Annotated in this window: 20 protein-coding genes and 3 pseudogenes; 11 read left to right on the forward strand and 12 right to left on the reverse strand. The window is 57.3% G+C overall.

Annotated elements, in window-relative coordinates; genetic code table 11:
* Positions 1–70: 70 nt before the first annotated feature.
* The 4 genes and pseudogenes from HMPREF9695_RS25425 to HMPREF9695_RS02210 all read left to right on the forward strand — a co-directional run.
* Positions 71–226 (forward strand): annotated as a pseudogene (locus HMPREF9695_RS25425) (DapH/DapD/GlmU-related protein); the annotation flags it as partial.
* Between the two features lie 235 nt (positions 227–461).
* On the forward strand, positions 462–719 hold the full coding sequence (locus HMPREF9695_RS02200; protein ID WP_006019142.1) for a SemiSWEET family sugar transporter: 258 nt from the start codon (positions 462–464) through the stop codon (positions 717–719).
* 269 nt (positions 720–988) lie between these two features.
* Positions 989–1,219, forward strand: coding sequence for a DUF3551 domain-containing protein (locus tag HMPREF9695_RS25430; protein WP_083875143.1), 231 nt, complete (start codon positions 989–991; stop codon positions 1,217–1,219).
* Between the two features lie 215 nt (positions 1,220–1,434).
* Positions 1,435–2,786, forward strand: a protein-coding gene (locus HMPREF9695_RS02210) for an IS3 family transposase (RefSeq protein WP_085947357.1) whose coding sequence is annotated in 2 segments (ribosomal slippage) — positions 1,435–1,771 and positions 1,771–2,786 — 1,353 coding nt in all. Because the reading frame shifts where the segments join, the coding sequence is not laid out codon by codon here.
* Between the two features lie 605 nt (positions 2,787–3,391).
* Here the strand turns inward: HMPREF9695_RS02210 and HMPREF9695_RS27065 are convergent.
* The 5 genes and pseudogenes from HMPREF9695_RS27065 to HMPREF9695_RS02235 form a co-directional block, all read right to left on the reverse strand.
* Complete coding sequence (locus HMPREF9695_RS27065; RefSeq protein ID WP_006019146.1) at positions 3,392–3,520, reverse strand: hypothetical protein; 129 nt, start codon at positions 3,518–3,520, stop codon at positions 3,392–3,394.
* 183 nt (positions 3,521–3,703) lie between these two features.
* Positions 3,704–4,006: a hypothetical protein gene (locus HMPREF9695_RS02220; RefSeq protein WP_167540037.1), complete on the reverse strand. Its 303-nt coding sequence runs from the start codon at positions 4,004–4,006 to the stop codon at positions 3,704–3,706.
* An 8-nt stretch (positions 4,007–4,014) separates the two neighbouring features.
* Positions 4,015–4,257: a hypothetical protein gene (locus HMPREF9695_RS02225; protein ID WP_006019147.1), complete on the reverse strand. Its 243-nt coding sequence runs from the start codon at positions 4,255–4,257 to the stop codon at positions 4,015–4,017.
* 1,101 nt (positions 4,258–5,358) lie between these two features.
* Positions 5,359–5,853 (reverse strand): YciE/YciF ferroxidase family protein, encoded by a 495-nt coding sequence (locus HMPREF9695_RS02230; RefSeq protein ID WP_006019149.1) that lies wholly within the window; start codon positions 5,851–5,853, stop codon positions 5,359–5,361.
* A gap of 122 nt (positions 5,854–5,975) precedes the next feature.
* Positions 5,976–6,284, reverse strand: a pseudogene (locus HMPREF9695_RS02235) (low affinity iron permease family protein); the annotation flags it as partial.
* 68 nt (positions 6,285–6,352) lie between these two features.
* On the opposite strand from HMPREF9695_RS02235, the pseudogene HMPREF9695_RS02240 reads away from it, so the two are divergent.
* A pseudogene (locus HMPREF9695_RS02240) lies at positions 6,353–6,550 on the forward strand (transposase); the annotation flags it as partial.
* A 71-nt stretch (positions 6,551–6,621) separates the two neighbouring features.
* Here the strand turns inward: HMPREF9695_RS02240 and HMPREF9695_RS02245 are convergent.
* The 7 genes from HMPREF9695_RS02245 to HMPREF9695_RS02280 form a co-directional block, all read right to left on the reverse strand.
* Positions 6,622–7,973 (reverse strand): IS3 family transposase gene (locus tag HMPREF9695_RS02245; protein WP_085947357.1). Its coding sequence is split into 2 segments (ribosomal slippage): positions 6,622–7,637 and positions 7,637–7,973, totalling 1,353 coding nucleotides; the frame shifts between segments, so codons are not numbered across the junction.
* Between the two features lie 52 nt (positions 7,974–8,025).
* Positions 8,026–8,643, reverse strand: coding sequence for a hypothetical protein (locus HMPREF9695_RS02255; protein WP_006019151.1), 618 nt, complete (start codon positions 8,641–8,643; stop codon positions 8,026–8,028).
* A 220-nt stretch (positions 8,644–8,863) separates the two neighbouring features.
* Entirely contained in the window at positions 8,864–9,901 is a 1,038-nt protein-coding gene (locus tag HMPREF9695_RS02260; RefSeq protein WP_152544232.1) for a Bug family tripartite tricarboxylate transporter substrate binding protein, read from the reverse strand.
* A 33-nt stretch (positions 9,902–9,934) separates the two neighbouring features.
* Complete coding sequence (locus tag HMPREF9695_RS02265) at positions 9,935–10,957, reverse strand: PdxA family dehydrogenase (RefSeq protein WP_006019153.1); 1,023 nt, start codon at positions 10,955–10,957, stop codon at positions 9,935–9,937.
* 64 nt (positions 10,958–11,021) lie between these two features.
* The gene (locus HMPREF9695_RS02270) at positions 11,022–12,044 is read right to left on the reverse strand and encodes a 2Fe-2S iron-sulfur cluster-binding protein (protein ID WP_006019154.1); all 1,023 of its coding nucleotides are present in this window, start codon (positions 12,042–12,044) and stop codon (positions 11,022–11,024) included.
* Positions 12,045–12,114: 70 nt separating this feature from the next.
* A complete protein-coding gene (locus tag HMPREF9695_RS02275; protein WP_006019155.1) occupies positions 12,115–12,600 on the reverse strand; it encodes an aromatic-ring-hydroxylating dioxygenase subunit beta in 486 nt (161 codons plus the stop codon).
* Positions 12,597–13,859 (reverse strand): aromatic ring-hydroxylating dioxygenase subunit alpha, encoded by a 1,263-nt coding sequence (locus HMPREF9695_RS02280; protein ID WP_006019156.1) that lies wholly within the window; start codon positions 13,857–13,859, stop codon positions 12,597–12,599. Before HMPREF9695_RS02280 ends, HMPREF9695_RS02275 begins: the two co-directional genes overlap by 4 nt.
* 193 nt (positions 13,860–14,052) lie before the next feature.
* On the opposite strand from HMPREF9695_RS02280, the gene HMPREF9695_RS02285 reads away from it, so the two are divergent.
* The 6 genes from HMPREF9695_RS02285 to HMPREF9695_RS02310 all read left to right on the forward strand — a co-directional run bounded on the left by HMPREF9695_RS02285 (position 14,053) and on the right by HMPREF9695_RS02310 (position 19,193).
* A complete protein-coding gene (locus tag HMPREF9695_RS02285; RefSeq protein WP_006019157.1) occupies positions 14,053–14,625 on the forward strand; it encodes an NADPH-dependent FMN reductase in 573 nt (190 codons plus the stop codon).
* 128 nt (positions 14,626–14,753) lie between these two features.
* A complete protein-coding gene (locus HMPREF9695_RS02290) occupies positions 14,754–15,977 on the forward strand; it encodes an NAD(P)/FAD-dependent oxidoreductase (protein WP_006019158.1) in 1,224 nt (407 codons plus the stop codon).
* A gap of 85 nt (positions 15,978–16,062) precedes the next feature.
* Positions 16,063–16,764 carry a protocatechuate 3,4-dioxygenase subunit beta gene (pcaH, locus tag HMPREF9695_RS02295; RefSeq protein ID WP_006019159.1) on the forward strand — a complete coding sequence of 234 codons (702 nt, stop codon included), beginning with the start codon at positions 16,063–16,065 and terminating at the stop codon, positions 16,762–16,764.
* Entirely contained in the window at positions 16,764–17,351 is a 588-nt protein-coding gene (gene pcaG, locus HMPREF9695_RS02300; protein ID WP_006019160.1) for a protocatechuate 3,4-dioxygenase subunit alpha, read from the forward strand. Before pcaH ends, pcaG begins: the two co-directional genes overlap by 1 nt.
* Positions 17,352–17,616: 265 nt before the next feature.
* Positions 17,617–18,870, forward strand: a complete 1,254-nt coding sequence (locus HMPREF9695_RS02305) for a cytochrome P450 (protein ID WP_006019161.1) — start codon at positions 17,617–17,619, stop codon at positions 18,868–18,870.
* Positions 18,867–19,193, forward strand: a complete 327-nt coding sequence (locus HMPREF9695_RS02310) for a 2Fe-2S iron-sulfur cluster-binding protein (RefSeq protein WP_244434453.1) — start codon at positions 18,867–18,869, stop codon at positions 19,191–19,193. The genes HMPREF9695_RS02305 and HMPREF9695_RS02310 overlap by 4 nt, the downstream gene beginning before the upstream one ends.
* Positions 19,194–19,254 lie beyond the last annotated feature (61 nt).

A 19,254-nucleotide genomic window follows, 5' to 3' on the forward strand; every position in this document is an offset into this window, starting at 1 on the left:
GAACTTGCGAACGGAACTCACATTTCTTTCGCTGTTACCGCTCTGCTAGCCTGAGTTCGGTCGTCCTGTGGTAATCGGATCAAATGTCTGGATCGGCAGCGGAGCGATCATCCTACCTGGCGTGATGATAGGCGACGATGCGATCATCGGGGCCGGCAGCGTCGTCACGCGCGACGTTCCGTCAGGTGCGGCGATGGGCGGCAATCCTGCCCGCCCTCGCAAATAGGCGTTTGGTATTCTGAACTACTTCTTACTACGGGGATGAGTCGAACGGGAAGATTACCGCCGCCGGTGCTTACCGCTTTATCCCTTGTTTCCCTTATCATTCCAAACAAATGGCCTAAGCTAATCCAAATTGCCGTACGGCTAGGATGCCAAGGCGTCTAAGAGAGCCGCTACAATGGTGCGACATCCCACGTAATTGAAGCGGAACGAGTAAGGTTATCTCTTGTTAGAGAGCGATGGATAATCTCGCTTCGATTATCGGCCTTCTTGCCGCGGCCTTGACGAGCCTTTCTTACATTCCGCAACTTCGAAAGGCCTTGCCGCGCGGCTCTACTGAAGACATCTCGCTCAGAATGCTCATTGTCCTCTCTTCCGGATTGTCGCTTTGGATCGTGTACGGGGTCATTCAGAAAGACTGGGTCATAACGCTCGCAAACGTTGTAGGACTATTCTTCGTCGGTGCCGTATTGGTCTGTAAGGTCCGTGATTTGTGAAGATTGGTTCGCCGTTCGCTTTCATCCGATTGCAGCATTAAAGAATAACCTTCGGCGGGGTCACATCGCAAAAGCCGAAAATGCAGTGCGTGTTCCTGGTACCGATCGCTTTTTGTAGGATAGCGCCGGCCGGCGTCAGAGACCCGAGGAAGCTCGCCCTATAGATTTGCCGCCGCTTCCTTGATGGATGCAGCGAGTTTTTTCCGTGTCCTGGAACAGTACATTGGCGCTCTCGTTAAGCGCTCGATGACAACGACAGGGAACACAAGATGAAGCCGGTTATCGGAGCAATATGCCTTCTCTCATTGGCAACGACCGGTGCGCTGGCCGAGAAATCAGCGAAGCGTGAGCGTGTAACGACGGGACAAGCCGGCGGCTATGCCTATTGCCTTCGGACGGCAGAGGGACCCGGGGATTGCAACTATCAATCCTATGCCCAATGTCAGGCCGCGCTTTCAGGGATCGAGGGAACCTGCGTAAGAAATGCAGGACCGCGTTAAGCACTCTTCGGTGTGATCTCCCTAAACTGGCCCGTGTCATCCTTCGGGGCGGCGCGGCTTTTTCTTTTCTGGGTCTGGGTCTTCCGGTGGCTGGAGGAACGGTGATCGCAGCAATGCGCCAACGCCAGCCGTGTTCCCCGTCAGCACCCCTGAGACAAACTGAGGGTCTTCCCGAAGGGAGGATTTCTGGTTCATCGTAGCCGCAAGGAGCGAAGATGAAACAGAAATCCGGGCCGGATAAAGCGCCGGCAGAACAAGTTCTCAAGAACATTCGGCGTCAGACACGCCGGCAGTACTCGGCGGAAGAGAAGATCCGCATCGTGCTGGAGGGGCTGCGCGGCGAGGAGAACATCTCGGAGCTTTGCCGCCGTGAAGGCATCGCCGCCTCGATGTATTACGGCTGGTCGAAGGAGTTCCTCGAGGCCGGCAAGCGCCGGCTGGCGGGCGACACGGCCCGCGCCGCAACGTCCGGAGAGGTGAAGGACCTTCGTCGTGAGGCCACCGCCTTGAAGGAGGTCGTGGCCGATCTCACCCTGGAGAATCGCCTGCTTAAAAAAAGCATGAGCGGGGATGGGGAGGACGACGCATGAGGTATTCTGCATCCGAGAAGGCCGAGATCATCCAGCTGGTCGAGCAATCACATCTGCCGGCCAAGCGCACACTGGACAAACTCGGCATCCCGCGCGCCACTTTTTATCGTTGGTATGACCGATACCGTGAGGGTGGGCCTGAGGCGCTGGATGACCGCCGTTCACGACCAGATCGTGTCTGGAACCGGATCCCGGACGATGTCCGCCGCCAGATCCTCGACCTGGCGCTGGATCTTCCAGAACTGTCGCCGCGAGAGCTGGCCGTACGATTCACCGACGAGAGGAAGTATTTTGTCTCGGAGGCGTCGGTCTATCGGCTGCTGAAGGCGCATGATCTCATCACCAGCCCAGCCTATGTGGTGATCAAGGCGGCGAACGAGTTCAAGGACAAGACCACAGCTATCAACCAGCTTTGGCAGACGGACTTCACTTACCTCAAGATCACCGGCTGGGGATGGTACTATCTCTCGACCGTGCTTGACGACTTCTCGCGCTACATCGTGGCCTGGAAGCTCTGTGCCACCATGTGCGCCGAGGACGTTACTGCCACGCTCGACCTAGCGCTCGCGGCCTCGGGCCTTGATCACGTCACCGTCGTGCACAGGCCACGGCTTCTCTCAGACAATGGCTCATCTTATGTGGCGGGCGATCTGGCCAAGTGGCTCGAGGCCAAGGGCATGGAGCATGTGCGCGGGGCACCGTATCATCCCCAAACTCAGGGAAAGATCGAGCGTTGGCACCAGACCTTGAAGAACCGCATTCTGCTCGACAACTACTACCTGCCCGGCGATCTCGAACGGCAGATTGACGCCTTCGTCGAACACTACAACCACGTCCGCTATCATGAGAGCATCAACAATCTGACCCCGGCCGACGTCTACTTCGGCAGGGCCGAGACAATCCTCACCGAGCGAGAACGCATCAAGCGAGCAACCATCGCAAACCGACGCTTGCAGCATCAGCTGCAGGCCGCTTAAACTCTAACCCTGATGAGCCAGAGCCTCTCTTCGCAAAACGCCTGAGCAGTCTCAAATTATCTGCCGACGGACAACTTTGAGCAATGAGCTTTCTGACCCATGACAGCCTCCGGGTCCATCCTGCCAATGCGTCATTACGTTTTCAAGGGATTATCGGTGAGCCGTCAGATCCTCGATCTTGGTTCGGCGCGAGGTACTTCTTTGACTGTTCGAAGCTTTAAGCCAAGGCGGCGGGCCTGGGCTAGAACAGCGATCCTCGACCGCTTTAGCTTAGCGGCTGCAAGAAACGGCGTGGCACCCTCAGCCACCAGATTACGCAGGCGCGCAATCTGCTCATCGGTCCAGGTTCGGCTTGTCGGATGTTTATGCGTTTCAGCCATACAAGAACCAGATCGCAAACGCGATTAGAGGGACGGTCGCCGCGAGCACGAGAATGATCGGTGAGGGCTCATTACCTTTTGGGGGGAACTGCTTCATCGTCAAACCTAGGAACACGTATAAGGGCAAGCCACGAAAGTACCAGGATGAGGAGCGGGAATAAGGATGGATTCCCGATTATATTTCCGTTCTGTCGCCTCTGAAGTCCCTTCCGCCTTTACTTTGTCTCAGACAGCGTCGTCCGTCCGTCTGAGTTTCATGGCGATTAGGCCCGTTAGGGTGTTCTCGGTAATCATGACTTTCAGTTGCTGAAGATCGTCATCACTCCACGGCTTGCCGTCGTTCTCGTTCGCCATCATGCACCTCCGTTTTCACGACAAGGAGTATGGAACGATTAAGTTCCCGGTTCCTCTGAGTAAACGGAAACGACTTTATGGCCTTCCCCGTTTAAGATGGCCAGGCCGCGCAAGTTACAGCAGAGCAAGTGATTAGAGGCAGATAGCGGAAACCAAGATTCCCTTACGAGAGGGGCGGGCTCGCTATCCGCTTCGGGCGCGCGACACAAACCAAACATCGCCAATAGCGTGAAGCTCCTCCGTTGTGTCGCACTCGCATTTGAATTGCAGCGTGTCCGTCCAATCGACGCCGAACGGGTCATTCCGAACTGCGAACAATCGAGCGTCTTGCTCGGTGTTCGCAGCTATAAAAGCCGCGCGTTGAATGCCAGCGCCCTCGAAAGCTGGAAATAGACGATAGATCGTCGTGCTTTCAGAGATCGTCACCGGCTCGGCCGGCGCAATCTCAACTGGCGCCACGTCGTTAGGCCGTCGCTTGGCGGCCAAGTCGAGCCTCACGTCAACTCGTTCGGTATGATCAGCCCGGTCGTTTGCTGCTTGTAGGAATTGGAACCTTTTTCTGCCCCACCCTTTACGTCACAGAGCTCGGGGTGCGTTATCCCAGAGCGCGGCAAAACGCGATCGGTTCCCGGCTTCGTTGTGTCATCGTTGTCCGCCTTGGTGTGCGGTGAACCCGGAGCATCGATAGCCATCAATTTCAGAACTTCTCGGACTGTCAGTATATCCACCATGATCATCTGGAGCTCTCCAAGTCGCCTTTCGCAACCAAAGCGCCAAGCTGTGAGCCGTTCCGCCGAACTCCAACCGCCAAAATTACTAATCTAACGCCTATTGCCGTGGAGTATCGCAATGGACTGCGCGGCTTTGGCGTCCAATGATTACTTCTCGTTGCCGAGAAGGTGCCTCTTTCCCAGTCGACGTTCTTGCGCGACCGGCTCGATAATTTTGTCGGTGCTTCTATCGGTATCGTCGAGCGGAGGTCCATCCTCTGGGCGAGGCGGCATGTGGTGCCCACCTTGCTTTTGCTGAACTCGCTCCTTCTCGTTTACCCGAGTGGGCGAAGAATCGGGGTTTTGCGCTGCTCGGTTGGAATCATTGTCTGCCATGGTCGTCCCAATCACTTTATCCACGGAGCCAATTCTCTGGACGAGTTATCGTTCCGAAGTGCTGCGGCGGGAGCTTTTTAGCCTTATTAAGTCAGTAGGCGGCTTAAGGCCCGGCGACGAAATCCAACTTTCCATCTCACATGCCGTATCAAGCTGCCGCGCTTTCTTTAGCATTGCGTCTTTAGCACGCCCTGCTGGAAGTTTCTCAGCTTCGGCGCGAGTCTGCTCGGCCAGTCGTTTCCATTTGTCTTCAATACTTGAACGCTCCATATGAGCCTCTTATGCGTTGCTTTCCTTCTCTTTGATTTGCACGCGAATTCGCGAGTAGTCTGAATCTTGACGCGTGCTTTCCGAGCGGCATTTCGAACAGAGTGTAACGATCGCTTAGGTGCTGCTGCGATTCCAAATAGCGAGGCTCCTGACTCTACAAGCGCCTTCGACCTTTCAAGCTGCTCAGGCGTCCAGCTTCGACTCGTGTGGTGCTGCATCTGTTGCCCTAATACATGAACCAGAAGCAGTAGATGAGAGTCGCGGCTAACAGCGCGATGCCGAACGCGGCGATACCCACGAACCACCGCTCAGAAACAGTCGCCGATTTCGCCTTCAGATTTAAAGGTCACAATATTCCAGAGTTCTTTAAAGTGCTGACGACCTATCGGCCCCGCAAGATCATTGCCACTTTTTGCTCGGATTGGGTTTGACCGCCCGATCCGAGCTCAAGCGACAGACCGTTCATGCGGCTTTCTGATTAATAACAGAGCCAGCCAATTTGCTTAATGCGGCGTCGGTTTTCTTTTCCTCGTCCAATGTCTGCTGCAGCAGCTTCGCTGCGTCCTCCATACCAAGCTGCTGTGCCCAAGATACAAGGGTGCCATAACGGGCAATTTCGTAGTGCTCGACCGCCTGAGCGCCAGACAAAAGTCCCGCGTCCAAAGCTGTCGAGTCCTCGAAATCTTCCATAACCTCTTCCCCTTCTTCGACGAGGCCGAGGATGGCAGGACAGGTCTTTCCCTTTGGCTGCTGCTTCAGCATTTTGAACACTTGCTGAAGTCGTTTCACCTGTCCTTCAGTTTCAGCAACGTGCTTTTCGAACGCTGCACGCAAATCGTCGGAATTGACGGCCTTGGCCATTTTGGGAAGTGCCACGAGGATCTTGCGCTCCGCGTAGTATATGTCTTTGAGATTTTCGAGAAAAAGGTCCTCAAGGGTCTTTGATTGTCCTGGCATAGTCCTCTCCCTGTGTCTTCACTAGCCGCAGTAAACTTCGGCGCGATTACGGGGTTCCAGCGAAGGGGTGCTTACCAGTGAAGAAGTGCTTACCAGCGACGAAGTCGAAATATTTTCGGTTTTTATTCAACAGCTTCGTCAGCGGCCCGCTGAGCCTTTTGTGCGGCGTACGAGACGGATCTGTCGGCCACCCTTTCGGCTTTTGCGCGATTTTCGCACAAGTGGCGGATCTTTTCGATTTCTTCGTCTGTAAGATGCTCAATTCCCACGAAGGAATTACGCGCAGCGCTAGCCCGAATGAGCTCGTCCAGTTTCACCTGAATCGCAGCACTGTCCCGATTTTGAGAATTCTGGATCAAGAAAACCATGAGGAACGTAACGATGGTGGTCCCGGTATTGATGACTAACTGCCATGTATCTGAATACTGGAATGACCTGCACCCCTGAAACGCCCGCGATTTTGAGTTAGGATTTCTGTTCTCCACCGAGGAGACAGAGGATGCGTAAAAGCAGGTTCACGGAAGAGCAGATTATCAAGGTCTTGAAGGAGCATGCCGCCGGGGTTTCGGCGAGCGATCTGTGCCGGAAGCACGGCATCAGCGATGCGACCTTCTACAAGTGGCGCTCGCGCTACGGCGGCATGGAAATCTCCGAAGCTCGGAAGCTGAAGGCGCTGGAGGAGGAGAACCGCAAGCTGTCCGTCGGCAGATAATTTGAGACTGCTCAGGCGTTTTGCGAAGAGAGGCTCTGGCTCATCAGGGTTAGAGTTTAAGCGGCCTGCAGCTGATGCTGCAAGCGTCGGTTTGCGATGGTTGCTCGCTTGATGCGTTCTCGCTCGGTGAGGATTGTCTCGGCCCTGCCGAAGTAGACGTCGGCCGGGGTCAGATTGTTGATGCTCTCATGATAGCGGACGTGGTTGTAGTGTTCGACGAAGGCGTCAATCTGCCGTTCGAGATCGCCGGGCAGGTAGTAGTTGTCGAGCAGAATGCGGTTCTTCAAGGTCTGGTGCCAACGCTCGATCTTTCCCTGAGTTTGGGGATGATACGGTGCCCCGCGCACATGCTCCATGCCCTTGGCCTCGAGCCACTTGGCCAGATCGCCCGCCACATAAGATGAGCCATTGTCTGAGAGAAGCCGTGGCCTGTGCACGACGGTGACGTGATCAAGGCCCGAGGCCGCGAGCGCTAGGTCGAGCGTGGCAGTAACGTCCTCGGCGCACATGGTGGCACAGAGCTTCCAGGCCACGATGTAGCGCGAGAAGTCGTCAAGCACGGTCGAGAGATAGTACCATCCCCAGCCGGTGATCTTGAGGTAAGTGAAGTCCGTCTGCCAAAGCTGGTTGATAGCTGTGGTCTTGTCCTTGAACTCGTTCGCCGCCTTGATCACCACATAGGCTGGGCTGGTGATGAGATCATGCGCCTTCAGCAGCCGATAGACCGACGCCTCCGAGACAAAATACTTCCTCTCGTCGGTGAATCGTACGGCCAGCTCTCGCGGCGACAGTTCTGGAAGATCCAGCGCCAGGTCGAGGATCTGGCGGCGGACATCGTCCGGGATCCGGTTCCAGACACGATCTGGTCGTGAACGGCGGTCATCCAGCGCCTCAGGCCCACCCTCACGGTATCGGTCATACCAACGATAAAAAGTGGCGCGCGGGATGCCGAGTTTGTCCAGTGTGCGCTTGGCCGGCAGATGTGATTGCTCGACCAGCTGGATGATCTCGGCCTTCTCGGATGCAGAATACCTCATGCGTCGTCCTCCCCATCCCCGCTCATGCTTTTTTTAAGCAGGCGATTCTCCAGGGTGAGATCGGCCACGACCTCCTTCAAGGCGGTGGCCTCACGACGAAGGTCCTTCACCTCTCCGGACGTTGCGGCGCGGGCCGTGTCGCCCGCCAGCCGGCGCTTGCCGGCCTCGAGGAACTCCTTCGACCAGCCGTAATACATCGAGGCGGCGATGCCTTCACGGCGGCAAAGCTCCGAGATGTTCTCCTCGCCGCGCAGCCCCTCCAGCACGATGCGGATCTTCTCTTCCGCCGAGTACTGCCGGCGTGTCTGACGCCGAATGTTCTTGAGAACTTGTTCTGCCGGCGCTTTATCCGGCCCGGATTTCTGTTTCATCTTCGCTCCTTGCGGCTACGATGAACCAGAAATCCTCCCTTCGGGAAGACCCTCAGTTTGTCTCAGGGGTGCTGACGGGGAACACTTTCGGATCATGCTTGAGCAGTTCCCCCTGTATCACCTTCAGATACGGAATCTTGTCCAAACCTAGCAGAGCGGTGTAATTGAGGAGGTTCAGTTCGCGAGCGGTCGCTATTAAATCAGCCTCTCCACAATCTGGCAGATGGAGATAGCAACGATCCTCTGCCTTTGCAGCTGAAATCGTCTGATGAACCATCCGCCAATCAAGATCGGTGATTTCGTACGGCAATTTCGCGGGAATAGGTTGAACCGCCCGGATAACTCTGCCGTCGGCTAAGGTTACTTCACCACGGACGTCAACCATGGCGTCAGCCAATTCAGCGGTGTCGAAATCGAGTGACTCCGAGCGATCTCTGGCTCGGCACCTTTTTGAGCTACGCAGCCAAACTATAAAAACGTGGCGATTGCCGCGCTCAAACAAAAGTCCAGTGAGAATGATAATCTCGCCGGACGGTAGCCTGAGGCCGCCACATGTTATTCTTGCTTGATCGCCGGATTGGAAGCCTGCCTCGTCGCTGAGCGTCGCGATCGCGTCTGCCACAGAAAGTAGATAGGGCTTACCATCGCTGAGGTTGATGTGAACTATCATACTTAACCATTAAAGACTACGAAGCTTCTTACGTTGGGGAAATAGGTCTTTAAATGTCAAGAGCTGATCCGCTGTTTTTGTTGTGCTCCGATCCGTGAGTTCTTTCGCATATTGTTTTTTATGGAAAAGGCACTAGTACGGTAGCGCATCGAATAATCACAATTGAGGAGTGACGCGCCAGCATGTGCTCGTGCCGGCGCGTCTGCCATTATCAAGTGTATCATTCGATCTTGATGTTCGCAGAATTGACAATGCTGCTCCATCTTGCGCGTTCGCTACCCACGAAGTCCGCCGTGGCCCGCACATCCATAGGAGCCGCCTGAACGCCGAGAGCCTCAAACCGGGACTTGACGTCCGGCTCGCGGAGTATTTCGGTAACGGCGGCGTTGAGCTTTTGCAGCGTGGGTTGCGGTGTGCCTTTCGGCGCCATCATTGCAAACCATGTCACAGACGAAAAGTCGGAAACGCCGGCTTCCCTGACGGTTGGAGTGTTGGGCAGCGACGGTGTGCGTTCAGGGCTGCACACGCCCAGAATACGCAGCTTCTCGCCCTGCTGAAGACTGAGCGACGAGCCGAGGTTGTCGAAAAAGATATCGACCGTACCCGCCATGATGTCCTGCAGGGCGGGTGCCGTGCCACGATAAGGAATATGGGTCATTTGCGTTTGCGTAAGACTCTGGAACAGCATTGCCGTCAGATGAGACGTTGAACCGTTGCCTTGCGAAGCAAAAGTCACCTTGCCTGGATTGGCTTTGGCGTAGTCGATCAACTCGCGGACGGTTTTCGCGGGAAAATCGCTTCTTACGTCCAGAACATTTGGCGCAGTGCCCAGAAGCGTCACGGGCTCGAGATCGCCCGGCCGGAACGCAAGCTTCTTGTACAACCCTTCATTGATGGCGATGGGTCCTGGAGGACTCGCCAGCAACGTATAGCCGTCGGGCGCGCTGTTCGCGACGAACTCAGCGCCGATATTGCCGCCCGCGCCGGTCTTGTTCTCGATGATGACCGGTTGCCCCCATTTTTGACGTAACTTCTCCGCGACGATGCGCGGCAAGATGTCGGCTGTTCCTCCCGCGGGGAATGGCACGACGATCTTGATGGTCTGAGACGGATAGTTAGCATCCTCGGTTGCCCGGACGGCTGAAGAAAAGAGAACCGCGCACAAAGCCACGCCTAATGATATGCGCATCTGAAAGACATGCGTCATGGTGATATTCCTCCCTGGATTGTTTGTTTTTGTTTCGGCCTGATTGGCCATTGTTTCGGAAAAGCGGCCGCTTGCTGGGACAGGTCATCCCCCTATGTTGATCCCGTCATCTGGAGTGCGAGCTTCTGCTGTCTGGTTTCCGATCAGCCGCAGCGTGCGAAGCACGGCGGTGGCCTCCGCCTTGCCCTGACCGGCAATATCGAAGGCGCTTCCGTGTCCGACGCTCGAAAAAATAATGTCCGATCCGACCGAAAGCGCGGATGCGTTTCGTCCGGCCAGAAGCTTGACCGGGATGTGACCTTGATCGTGATAGATCGCGACGAAGCCATCGATGTCTTTCCGCGTCAGCAGAATATCTGCGCCGATCGGGCCCTCGACAAGAAAGCCGGCTTCGCGCATCCGTTTCACGGCAGGCACCGTGATGCGATCGTCGTCATCGCCGAACAGGCCATTCTCTCCCGCATGGGGATTGATGCCGAAGATTCCGATCCGCGGATTCTCGATACCGAGGCGCTGCAGCGTCGTCACGCAGGTTGCACCGGCCTGTTCGATAAGAGCCGGGCTTAGCCGTGCCAGCGCGTCATGTAGCCGCTCGTGAAGAGTCGCATGCAGGATTCTCAGGCCGCCCCCGACCAGCATCATGAAGACATTGTTCTCCTCGGTCTCCGTGAGCCGTGCGATCAAACCCGGATAGCCGGAGAACGGGATGCCTGCAGTGTTCACCGCGGTCTCGTTGTGCGGACAACCGACAATCGCATCCGCTGCGCCGGATCGCACCAGAGCGATCGCGGCGGCGACATAATCAACCGTTGCCTGTCCAGCGGCGGCATCGATGTGGCCGGGCCTGAAGCGATCCGGCGGCAACGAATTCACGGCGTGCCAGAGAATTACGTGCGGCCCGTCGGTGCGCGCGCCTTGGCGGGAAATCAATTCAACGCCGGGTGCGTGGCGCTGTACATAGTAATGAATGACATGACCATCGCCGACGAGAATGATCTTCGGGCCCGGCTTGCCAGCGAGGGCGACGGCGGCCTTGATCGCGATCTCCGGCCCGATACCGTTGGGATCTCCGATGGTCAAGGCAATGGCGTTGACGGTGTTACTCATGAAATACGCTCGGTAGGAGTGATGGACATTCGTTCACGCTGCCGTGAAATCTCCGTGTGATGGACTAGGCGGCTGCGGTAGCGCTCTCACCGCCATCACCGGATGGCACAAATGCGTCGCTGAAAAACGCGTCGTCCTTCAATCCGGCCTCCGTGCGGAAATCACGTTGTGCCGACTCAATCATGATGGGCGCGCCGCAGGCGTAGACTTCCAGTCCGGACATATCGGGGTGGTCGGTCTGCACGGCGCGATGAACAGGGCCCGTGCGTCCGCCCCATTGCGTCGAGGGATTCGAAACGACCGGCGTGAAACTGAACCATGCATGCGTCTCGGCCCAGCTTCGCGCGAGATCCAGCAGATAAAGATCGGCTTCGGTATTGGCACCCCAATACAGATGAAGTGGCCTCGTCGATCCCTGCCGAATATTGCTTTCGATGATCGACTTTATCGGCGCGAATCCGGTACCGGTGGCGATCAGAATCGCAGGGCAGTCCGATTCTTCGTTCAGGCTGAACTCGCCATAAGGCAGTTCGATATCCAGCGTGCTGGTCTTGTCGAGACGCGTCAGAATGTCCTCCGAGAACTTGCCGCCGGGGACATAACGGATGTGAAGCTCCAACTCGTCACTTTTCTGGGGCGCGTTCGCCATCGAGTAGTTCCGCGAATCGCCGTCCGCCATCAATACACGCAGATACTGGCCGGCGCGGAAAATGGCGCGCCGTCCGATCGGCAGCCGGAGATGGATCACCGCAACGTTGGGTGCGGGTCGTTCTAGTTTGCGGACTTTCGCCGTGAAGATTTTGCGCTGGATGATTTCGGCTTCTCGAATGCGGGCCGGTAAAATCTCGAGATTGCTCTGCGGGCGAGCCTGGCATAGCAGGACATCGCTCATCGGGCCGGTGCAGATACCTTGGCCACGCACCACGGCCTGACCTGAGACAATACCGCCGACGCAGGACGAGCAGACTCCCTTGCGGCATGAATAGGGAATCGAGTAGCCGGCGCGTTCGCTGGCGTCCAGCACGGTCTCGTCAGGTGCGCAATCGAACGCAATGTCGCTGTTCGCGATCGTTATCGTAAAGCGCAACAAAGCCTCCGATGTTGTTTCTCTCGGCAGCGAACGCGACAAGTTGCGCGCTGCGTGTTCGAGCGGATTGTCAGAGCGGGAAGCCTAGCAGCGTATCGATGTAGCCGCTGTCGAGCACGACGATGCGTCGGACCAGCTTCGGCTCGTCGTCTGTCAGGCGATAGCGGTCGATATAACGTCCGGTCGCGAAGAGGTCGGTCGGGCCCTCGCGCGTAATTCTCGCCACCATGAAAGAGGTCTCGGAATCGAGTTCGTCTCCTTCGACATCGGTGATGTAGGGTTGTCCCATCAGATGACGGTAAGAGTGGCGTTCGTAAACGTTGGCCTCGAGCAGCGACAGGATGCGGTCGCGCAGCATGTTCTTGCTGTCCATCCACATCAGTCCGGCTTCAAGATTCTGGGCGTAGTTATCCGCAGTTGTGATCTTGTAAAAGCAGTCATCGACAAAGAAATCGGGCCACAATGTGCAGTCGCCGTCGTCGATCTCTCTCACGTAACGCGCCTGAACCATGGAGATCAAAGTCACGAGCTGCTGGCGCTCGCTTAAACTGCTCATACGTCCATCCTCAGCCTGTATTCTCTCCAGAAGCCGCGAATGGCCGCTTCGGTGATGCGGTCGTCGCTGCTGTCGGTCGAGTAGCCTCCCATCGCAAGCACAGCCTGTTCGTCGGGTGACCCGATGGTCCCGCGCTGGACAAAGCCGCCGATGCAGCCGTCCTCCATCGATACGTAACCGCCCGGACCGACGAGATTGGATTGCTTCATTCTTGTCTTGCGCTGCTCCGGCGTGTCGTCCTCGAAGCCGAAATACGTCCACTTCAGGTGCATGCTGTCCGTTCCGCGCGGCAGGATGGTGCGCACGGCAAGGGCGTTCTGGATCTGCTGGAGGACGAAGTTCGGAAACACCGACAGGATCTGCAGCGTGATGTCGTCCTTGAATTCCTTAAAGTTGCCGAGCAGCGACATATCCGAAAGCTTCAGGTCCGACTGCGAGCGGATATTCTGATCTGAGTAGACGTCCTTCGTCTTGGCGGCTTCCGCTTCGCGATCGATCATCGAGTAGCTGACGTGTGAACCGCCATTCTCGCTGACGATGATGCCGCCGCGCTGGGAGAGGCGGTTCAGTTCAAAAGTCGTGAAGAATGTGTGCAGGATGCTGGCGTGATAGCTGTCCTTGGTGTTTTCGGCATACAGTTTCCAGTTATTCGGCAGGATCTGCGTGAAGCGTCCAAGGACCACCGGCTTGCGGCCATCAAGGACTCGCGCGATCCGTCCGACGATTTCGGGGCCAAGATAATCTTCAATATCGTCCACGTTTTCGTCGAAACTGCCGAAGACAAGCCCTGACAACACGGTGACCCGCAGCTTTCGCGGCCCCTGATCGGACATGCAGAAGTCTTTGGCGATGCCGCCCTTGCCGCCGATGCCGTCCTTGAATGCGACGCCGACAAGGTCGCCCTGCAGATTGTGCGTCCATGCGTGATAGACGCAGGTGAAATCCTTCACATTGCCGCGGTCCTCAAGAGCCAGCAGCGAACCGCGATGCGAGCAGCGGTTTTCGAATGCGTAAAGTTCACCGTCGCGGTCGCGCGTAACGATCACGGGCGTTTCGCCCACATGAACCGCGACGAAGTCGCCGGGAACCTGCAACTCGACTTCGAGGCACAGAAAATTCCATGTCGGGCCGTTGAAGAGCTTTTGCTTCTCACGCTCGAACAGCTCTTTGTCGATGAAGGTCCAATAAGGAATCCGCCGGACGCCTTCTTCCTTCGACCATTCGGGCCGTTCCAACTCGAGGCGAGCATGCTCGGTCATCGGGAATTCCTTGGAAAATTGTGCGGTATGCGAACATCGGTCGCTATCCGGATTTTGTTTACAAGCGAGCTCCTTTAGTGTCAAGGTTCTGGCCTTCTCGATGCGCATCGCGCTGTGCCGGTTGCAAAAGCCTTCACGCAGCTTCTTCGTTGCGCACAACGGCAGGCGTCTTCCTTCACCGTGAGGATCGATCTTGATAAAGTTACTTTTTCTTTCCGGCAGCAGTCATATCGGCTCGGCGAACTGGAGACTGGCGAGCGCGGCGGCCGTGGTCGCGGAGCAGTCTTTCGGGGACCGCGTCGAACCTGTGAGTCTCGACCTTATGCAGTTCGATCTTCCGAACCTCGAGAATGCTTCGGAACATGACCGGCCGGAAGAAGCAGTTCGTCTCAAGGCCGCGTTCGATAGCGTTTCCGGCGTTTTCATGAGCTCCGACGAATACACAGGCACTTATTCCGCCATACTTAGAAATGCGATCGGCTGGTTGCGGCGATGTGATCCGAAACTCCGGACGCCCTTAGATGGAATGCAAGTTGCGTTGTGTGGAACATTCGGTCGAGGCACCGGCGGATTGCGCGGCCAGCCGGCGCTTCAGCAATTTCTTCGAGAACTTGGCGCGGTTGTCATTCCGCAGCATCTGGAGATGGGAACGGTGGAGAATCCGTTCGATCGCGAGGGAAGGTTGCTGCCGAAAGTCCAGAAGCAGCTTCTCGATGGCTGTCTCGGGAAGCTTTGCGCGAAGGTGATCGCGGCCGCCGCCGCATAAAAATTCGTGCGCATGTCGAACATCGATCGCTGACAGGATGCCTGCCAGTTGACAACAGAATGTCGCCCCGTATCTTATATTCGAACAATGTTCGTATATCGAACGGGATAAATTGTACGGGTTGAGGAATGAACAAGAACGGAGTCGTCATCGTTGGAGCCTGCCAAGCCGGCTTTCAGGTCGCCTGTTCGCTGCGAAGCGGAGGCTACGCCGAGCCAATCACGCTTCTCGGGGCGGAGCCCTACGCGCCCTATCAGCGTCCACCTTTGTCGAAGGCGTTTCTGAAGGATGCCAGCGAGGTTTCCAGTCTCTCCTTCCGTCAGGCGGCGTTCTATACGGAGCAGCGCATCGAGTTTGTGGGGGCGAGTCTCGTTTCCGATATCGACCTGACGCAACGCGTTGCGAGTACGCGGAGCGGGAAGCGCTATCATTTCGACCAGCTTGTTCTGGCGACCGGCGCGCGGCCTCGAAAACTTTCAATTCCCGGCGGCGATCTCGACGCGGTGATCACGTTGCGCAGCCTTGGCGACGCTATCGCTCTTCACGGGCGTCTCGCTGAAGCGGTGCATATCGTCATCATCGGCGGTGGCTTCATCGGGCTCGAAGTCGCTGCCACGGCAGCATTGTTGGGCCGTCATGTCACCATTCTGGAGGAACGTGGGCGACTCATGGGGCGGGCAGTGGCGCCGGATATCTCCGAGTTCTTTCTGCAGGCGCACCGGAACAAGGGCGTCGCGGTCCATCTGAATACGAGCGCAACCTCCATTGAAGACGTCGAGGGACGAGTCACCGGCGTGTGCACCGGCGATGGCCGGCGTATTCCGGCGGATCTGGTGGTGGTGGGCATCGGTGTCGAGCCGCGGCGGGAATTGGCGGTGGCAGCGGGCCTCGCGACGAACGGCGGAATTATTGTGGATGACTGCGGCCGCACGTCGGTCGATGGTGTCTACGCCGCAGGCGATAACGCCTCTCATCCGCATCCGTTCGGTGTCGCTGATATGTCGGTGATCGAGTCGGTCCAGAATGCGGTCGATCAGGCGAAGTCAGTGGCGGGCGCTATACTCGGACAAAGCATAGCGCATGGTGCGGTTCCCTGGTTTTGGTCCGATCAGGGCGAAACAAAGCTTCAAATTGCGGGCCTGTCGGCGGCGGGGGACGATGTGATCTTGCGGGGCACTCCTGAAGACGGGCGTTTCTCGGCGCTGCATTTCCGGGACCGGCGGCTCGTCGCCGTCGATAGCGTCAACTCGCCAGCCGATCACATGGCCGCGCGCAAACTGATTGCAAAGCGTGTTCGAATATCGCCCGACGCGCTCGCCGATGCGCAGCAGCCGCTCAAAAGTTTCGTTTGAAATCCTGGAACGGGTGCGGCGTTTATCCCGGCCGGTCAATTTCAGCGGCTTACTATTAGCACGGCAGTTAACGAGGATTTGAGCGATGGCGTTGGTTTATCCGATCGAAAGCAGCGCGGTTCATCCGGCGCGGCTATCTTCTGAGTATAAGAGCAGTCTGAAGCGCGCGCCGCAGAAGCCGCTCGTGATGGTTCGGCAGACGCTGTCTGAACTGACCGGGCCGGTCTATGGCCAGGATGCTGTCCGACCGCATGACAACGATCTCACGGCACAGCATGCGGGTGAGCCACTTGGTGAGCGGATCATCGTGCACGGGCATGTGCGCGATGAAGGTGGGCGAGGGGTCGCGAACGCTCTCATCGAGGTCTGGCAAGCCAACGCCTGCGGTCGCTACGTCCACGTTGCCGATCAACATCCGGCGCCGCTCGATCCCAATTTCACCGGCGCGGGCCGCGCGATGACGGACGCGTCGGGCTACTACAAGTTCGTCTCGATCAAGCCCGGCGCATATCCGTGGGGCAACCACCACAACGCCTGGCGCCCCGCGCACATCCATTTTTCGGTGTTCGGGTCGGCGTTCGTGTCCCGCCTTGTGACGCAGATGTACTTTCCCAATGATCCGCTGTTCGCCTTCGATCCCATTTTCAATGCGGTGACGGATGAAAGGGCGCGCATGCTGATGGTCTCCAGTTTCGATCTGGAGAGCACCCAGCCCGGATGGGCGCTTGCCTATCGCTTCGATATCGTGTTGCGCGGGCGAGATGCTACTCCTATGGAGAGTCGGTAATGTCAACGATAACGCCTTCTCAAACGGTCGGTCCGTTCTTCGCCTATGGTCTGACGCCGAACGGCCGTTATGCGTGGAACGACGTCGCGACCAACGATCTCGTCACCCCCAAACTAATTGGGAGCCGAATACGACTTGAGGGGACTTTATATGACGGCGACGGATCGCCTGTCCCTGACGGCATGATTGAGATCTGGCAGGCTGACGGGCAGGGGCGTTTCCAAAGCGGGCAGGATGCCGGCGGCGGTTTGTCGAACACGGCCTTCAAGGGTTTCGGCCGCTGTGCCACCGGAGCAGACGGCGTGTTTGCTTTCAGCACCATCAAGCCCGGTCCAGTAGAGGGATCGTTCGGCGGATACCAGGCTCCCCATATCCTGGTGGCAGTGTTCGCACGTGGCATGCTCGTTCATGCCTTTACGCGCATTTATTTCGATGACGAGCCGGCCAATGCAAGCGACCCGGTGCTGCAAGTTGTTCCCGCGGAGCGGCGGGCGACACTGGTCGCGAAGCGTCAGGCTGATGGAGTGGAATACCGCTTCGATATTCGCCTTCAAGGAGATCGCGAAACGGTCTTTTTCGACGTCTGATGCGGCGCTCGATGCAACATGCGCTAATCGCTCGGCGAGACGCGCAGCCTGCTCGCTCGACAAAACGTTGACACAAAAAAGCGAGGCTTGTAAACCAAAGCCGTATATCGGCCAACGTTCGTATAACGAACTAATAACGACGAACAAATAAATGTTCGCATGCCCAAGCGATCCGGCTTCTGATCGGAGTGCCGCTTGATCGACCCGGATGCGGAAGCGGCCGCTCCGACACTGGCATGTTCAAAAAGGTGGAATGGAGGAATCGATGTCGCAGGTTGGTTATGATCAGGTCGACACGATCCGGTTGGGAAATGTACCGCCGGGCGTGCCCGTCATCACGTTCGATCCGTATTCGGACGAGGTGATGTCGAATCCCTATCCGTACTATCAGGAAATGCGCGAAGCAGGCCCGCTCGTCTGGATACAGAAGTACGGGACCTATGCCGTCGGCAGTTACAACTCGGTGATACGCGTCCTGACCGAACATGACTCCTTCTGCTCCAGCGCGGGCGTCGGCCTTACCAATTTCCATACCGAGACGCCGTGGCGGAAGCCGAGCATCATTCTCGAAGTGGATCCTCCTGACCATTCGCGAACCCGCAAGGTCTTCTCACGCATTCTCTCGCCGCGATCGCTGAACAGGCTTCGCGAGCGGTTTGAGCAGGAAGCGCAGGCCATGGTATCGCGCCTGGTGATCAAGGGCGTCTGCGACGGGGTCAAGGATCTCGCCGAGGCGTATCCGCTGAAGGTGTTTGCCGATGCTGTCGGGCTGCCGCCGGATGGCCGCGAGCATCTGCTTCCTTATGGCGACATGGTGTTCAACGCGTTCGGTCCGCAGAACGATCGCTTCCGCGAGTGCCTGGCGAAGCTCGGCCCTTCGATTACGTGGATCAACGAGGTCTGCCAGCGCAAGAACCTGAGCGAGGGTAGTTTCGGCGCGGAATTGTATGCCGCGGCTGACGCCGGCGAGATCACCCACGAGGAAGCAGGGATGCTGGTGCGGACGATGTTATCTGCGGGGCTAGACACCACGATCTTCACGATTGGGAATGCGCTTGCATGTTTCGCCCGCAATCCCGAGCAGTGGGCCATCGTGCGCGATAACCCGGCCATCGCAAGGCAGGCGATCGAGGAGGTGCTGCGTTACGACAGCACGTTCCATTCCTTCTACCGCACGACGACACGGCCGGTGACTCTGGAAGGGGTGCAACTCGACAAGAACCAGAAGGTCCTTGTTTTGGTGGCGTCGGCGAACCGCGACACGAGCCATTGGGCAGGCGCGGATACGTTCGACGTGCACCGCAAGCCCGCCGCCAACGTGGCCTTCGGCACCGGAATTCACGGTTGCGCGGGACAAATGATCGCGCGGCTTGAAGCGGAAATTGTATTGAAGGCGCTGGCGTCGCAGGTGGAGCTGATCGAGGCGCTCGGCGAGCCGGAATTGCATTTCAACAATACAGTCCGTGGATATTCGTCGCTCCCGCTGCGTTTTGTGGCCAAAGATAACAAGGGTGAATGATGCCGACGATTGTTTACGTGGAGCCGGATGGTCAACGGACAGCCATTCAGGTCGAGTCGGGAGCTAACGTGATGCGCACCGCGGTTGGCCACGGGATTTCGGGTATCGTTGCAGAGTGCGGCGGCGCTGCGATGTGTGCGACATGCCATGTTTATGTGGATGACGAGGGGGCCGATCTCCTTCCACCAGTGGGTGATGTCGAGAATGAAATGCTGGAAAGCGCTACGGCAGAGCGGCTGGAAAGCAGCCGCTTGAGCTGCCAGCTCAACGTCACAAGCAGTATCGAAACCCTGGTGGTCCGGATTCCGGACCGGCAGTCCTGAAAATTTCGCCACTCGCTGGTTTTGTTTCGGCACCGTGTCCTCGGCCATTGTGCCATGGTCC

It is taken from the genome of Afipia broomeae ATCC 49717 (assembly GCF_000314675.2).
Lineage (GTDB): Bacteria > Pseudomonadota > Alphaproteobacteria > Rhizobiales > Xanthobacteraceae > Afipia > Afipia broomeae.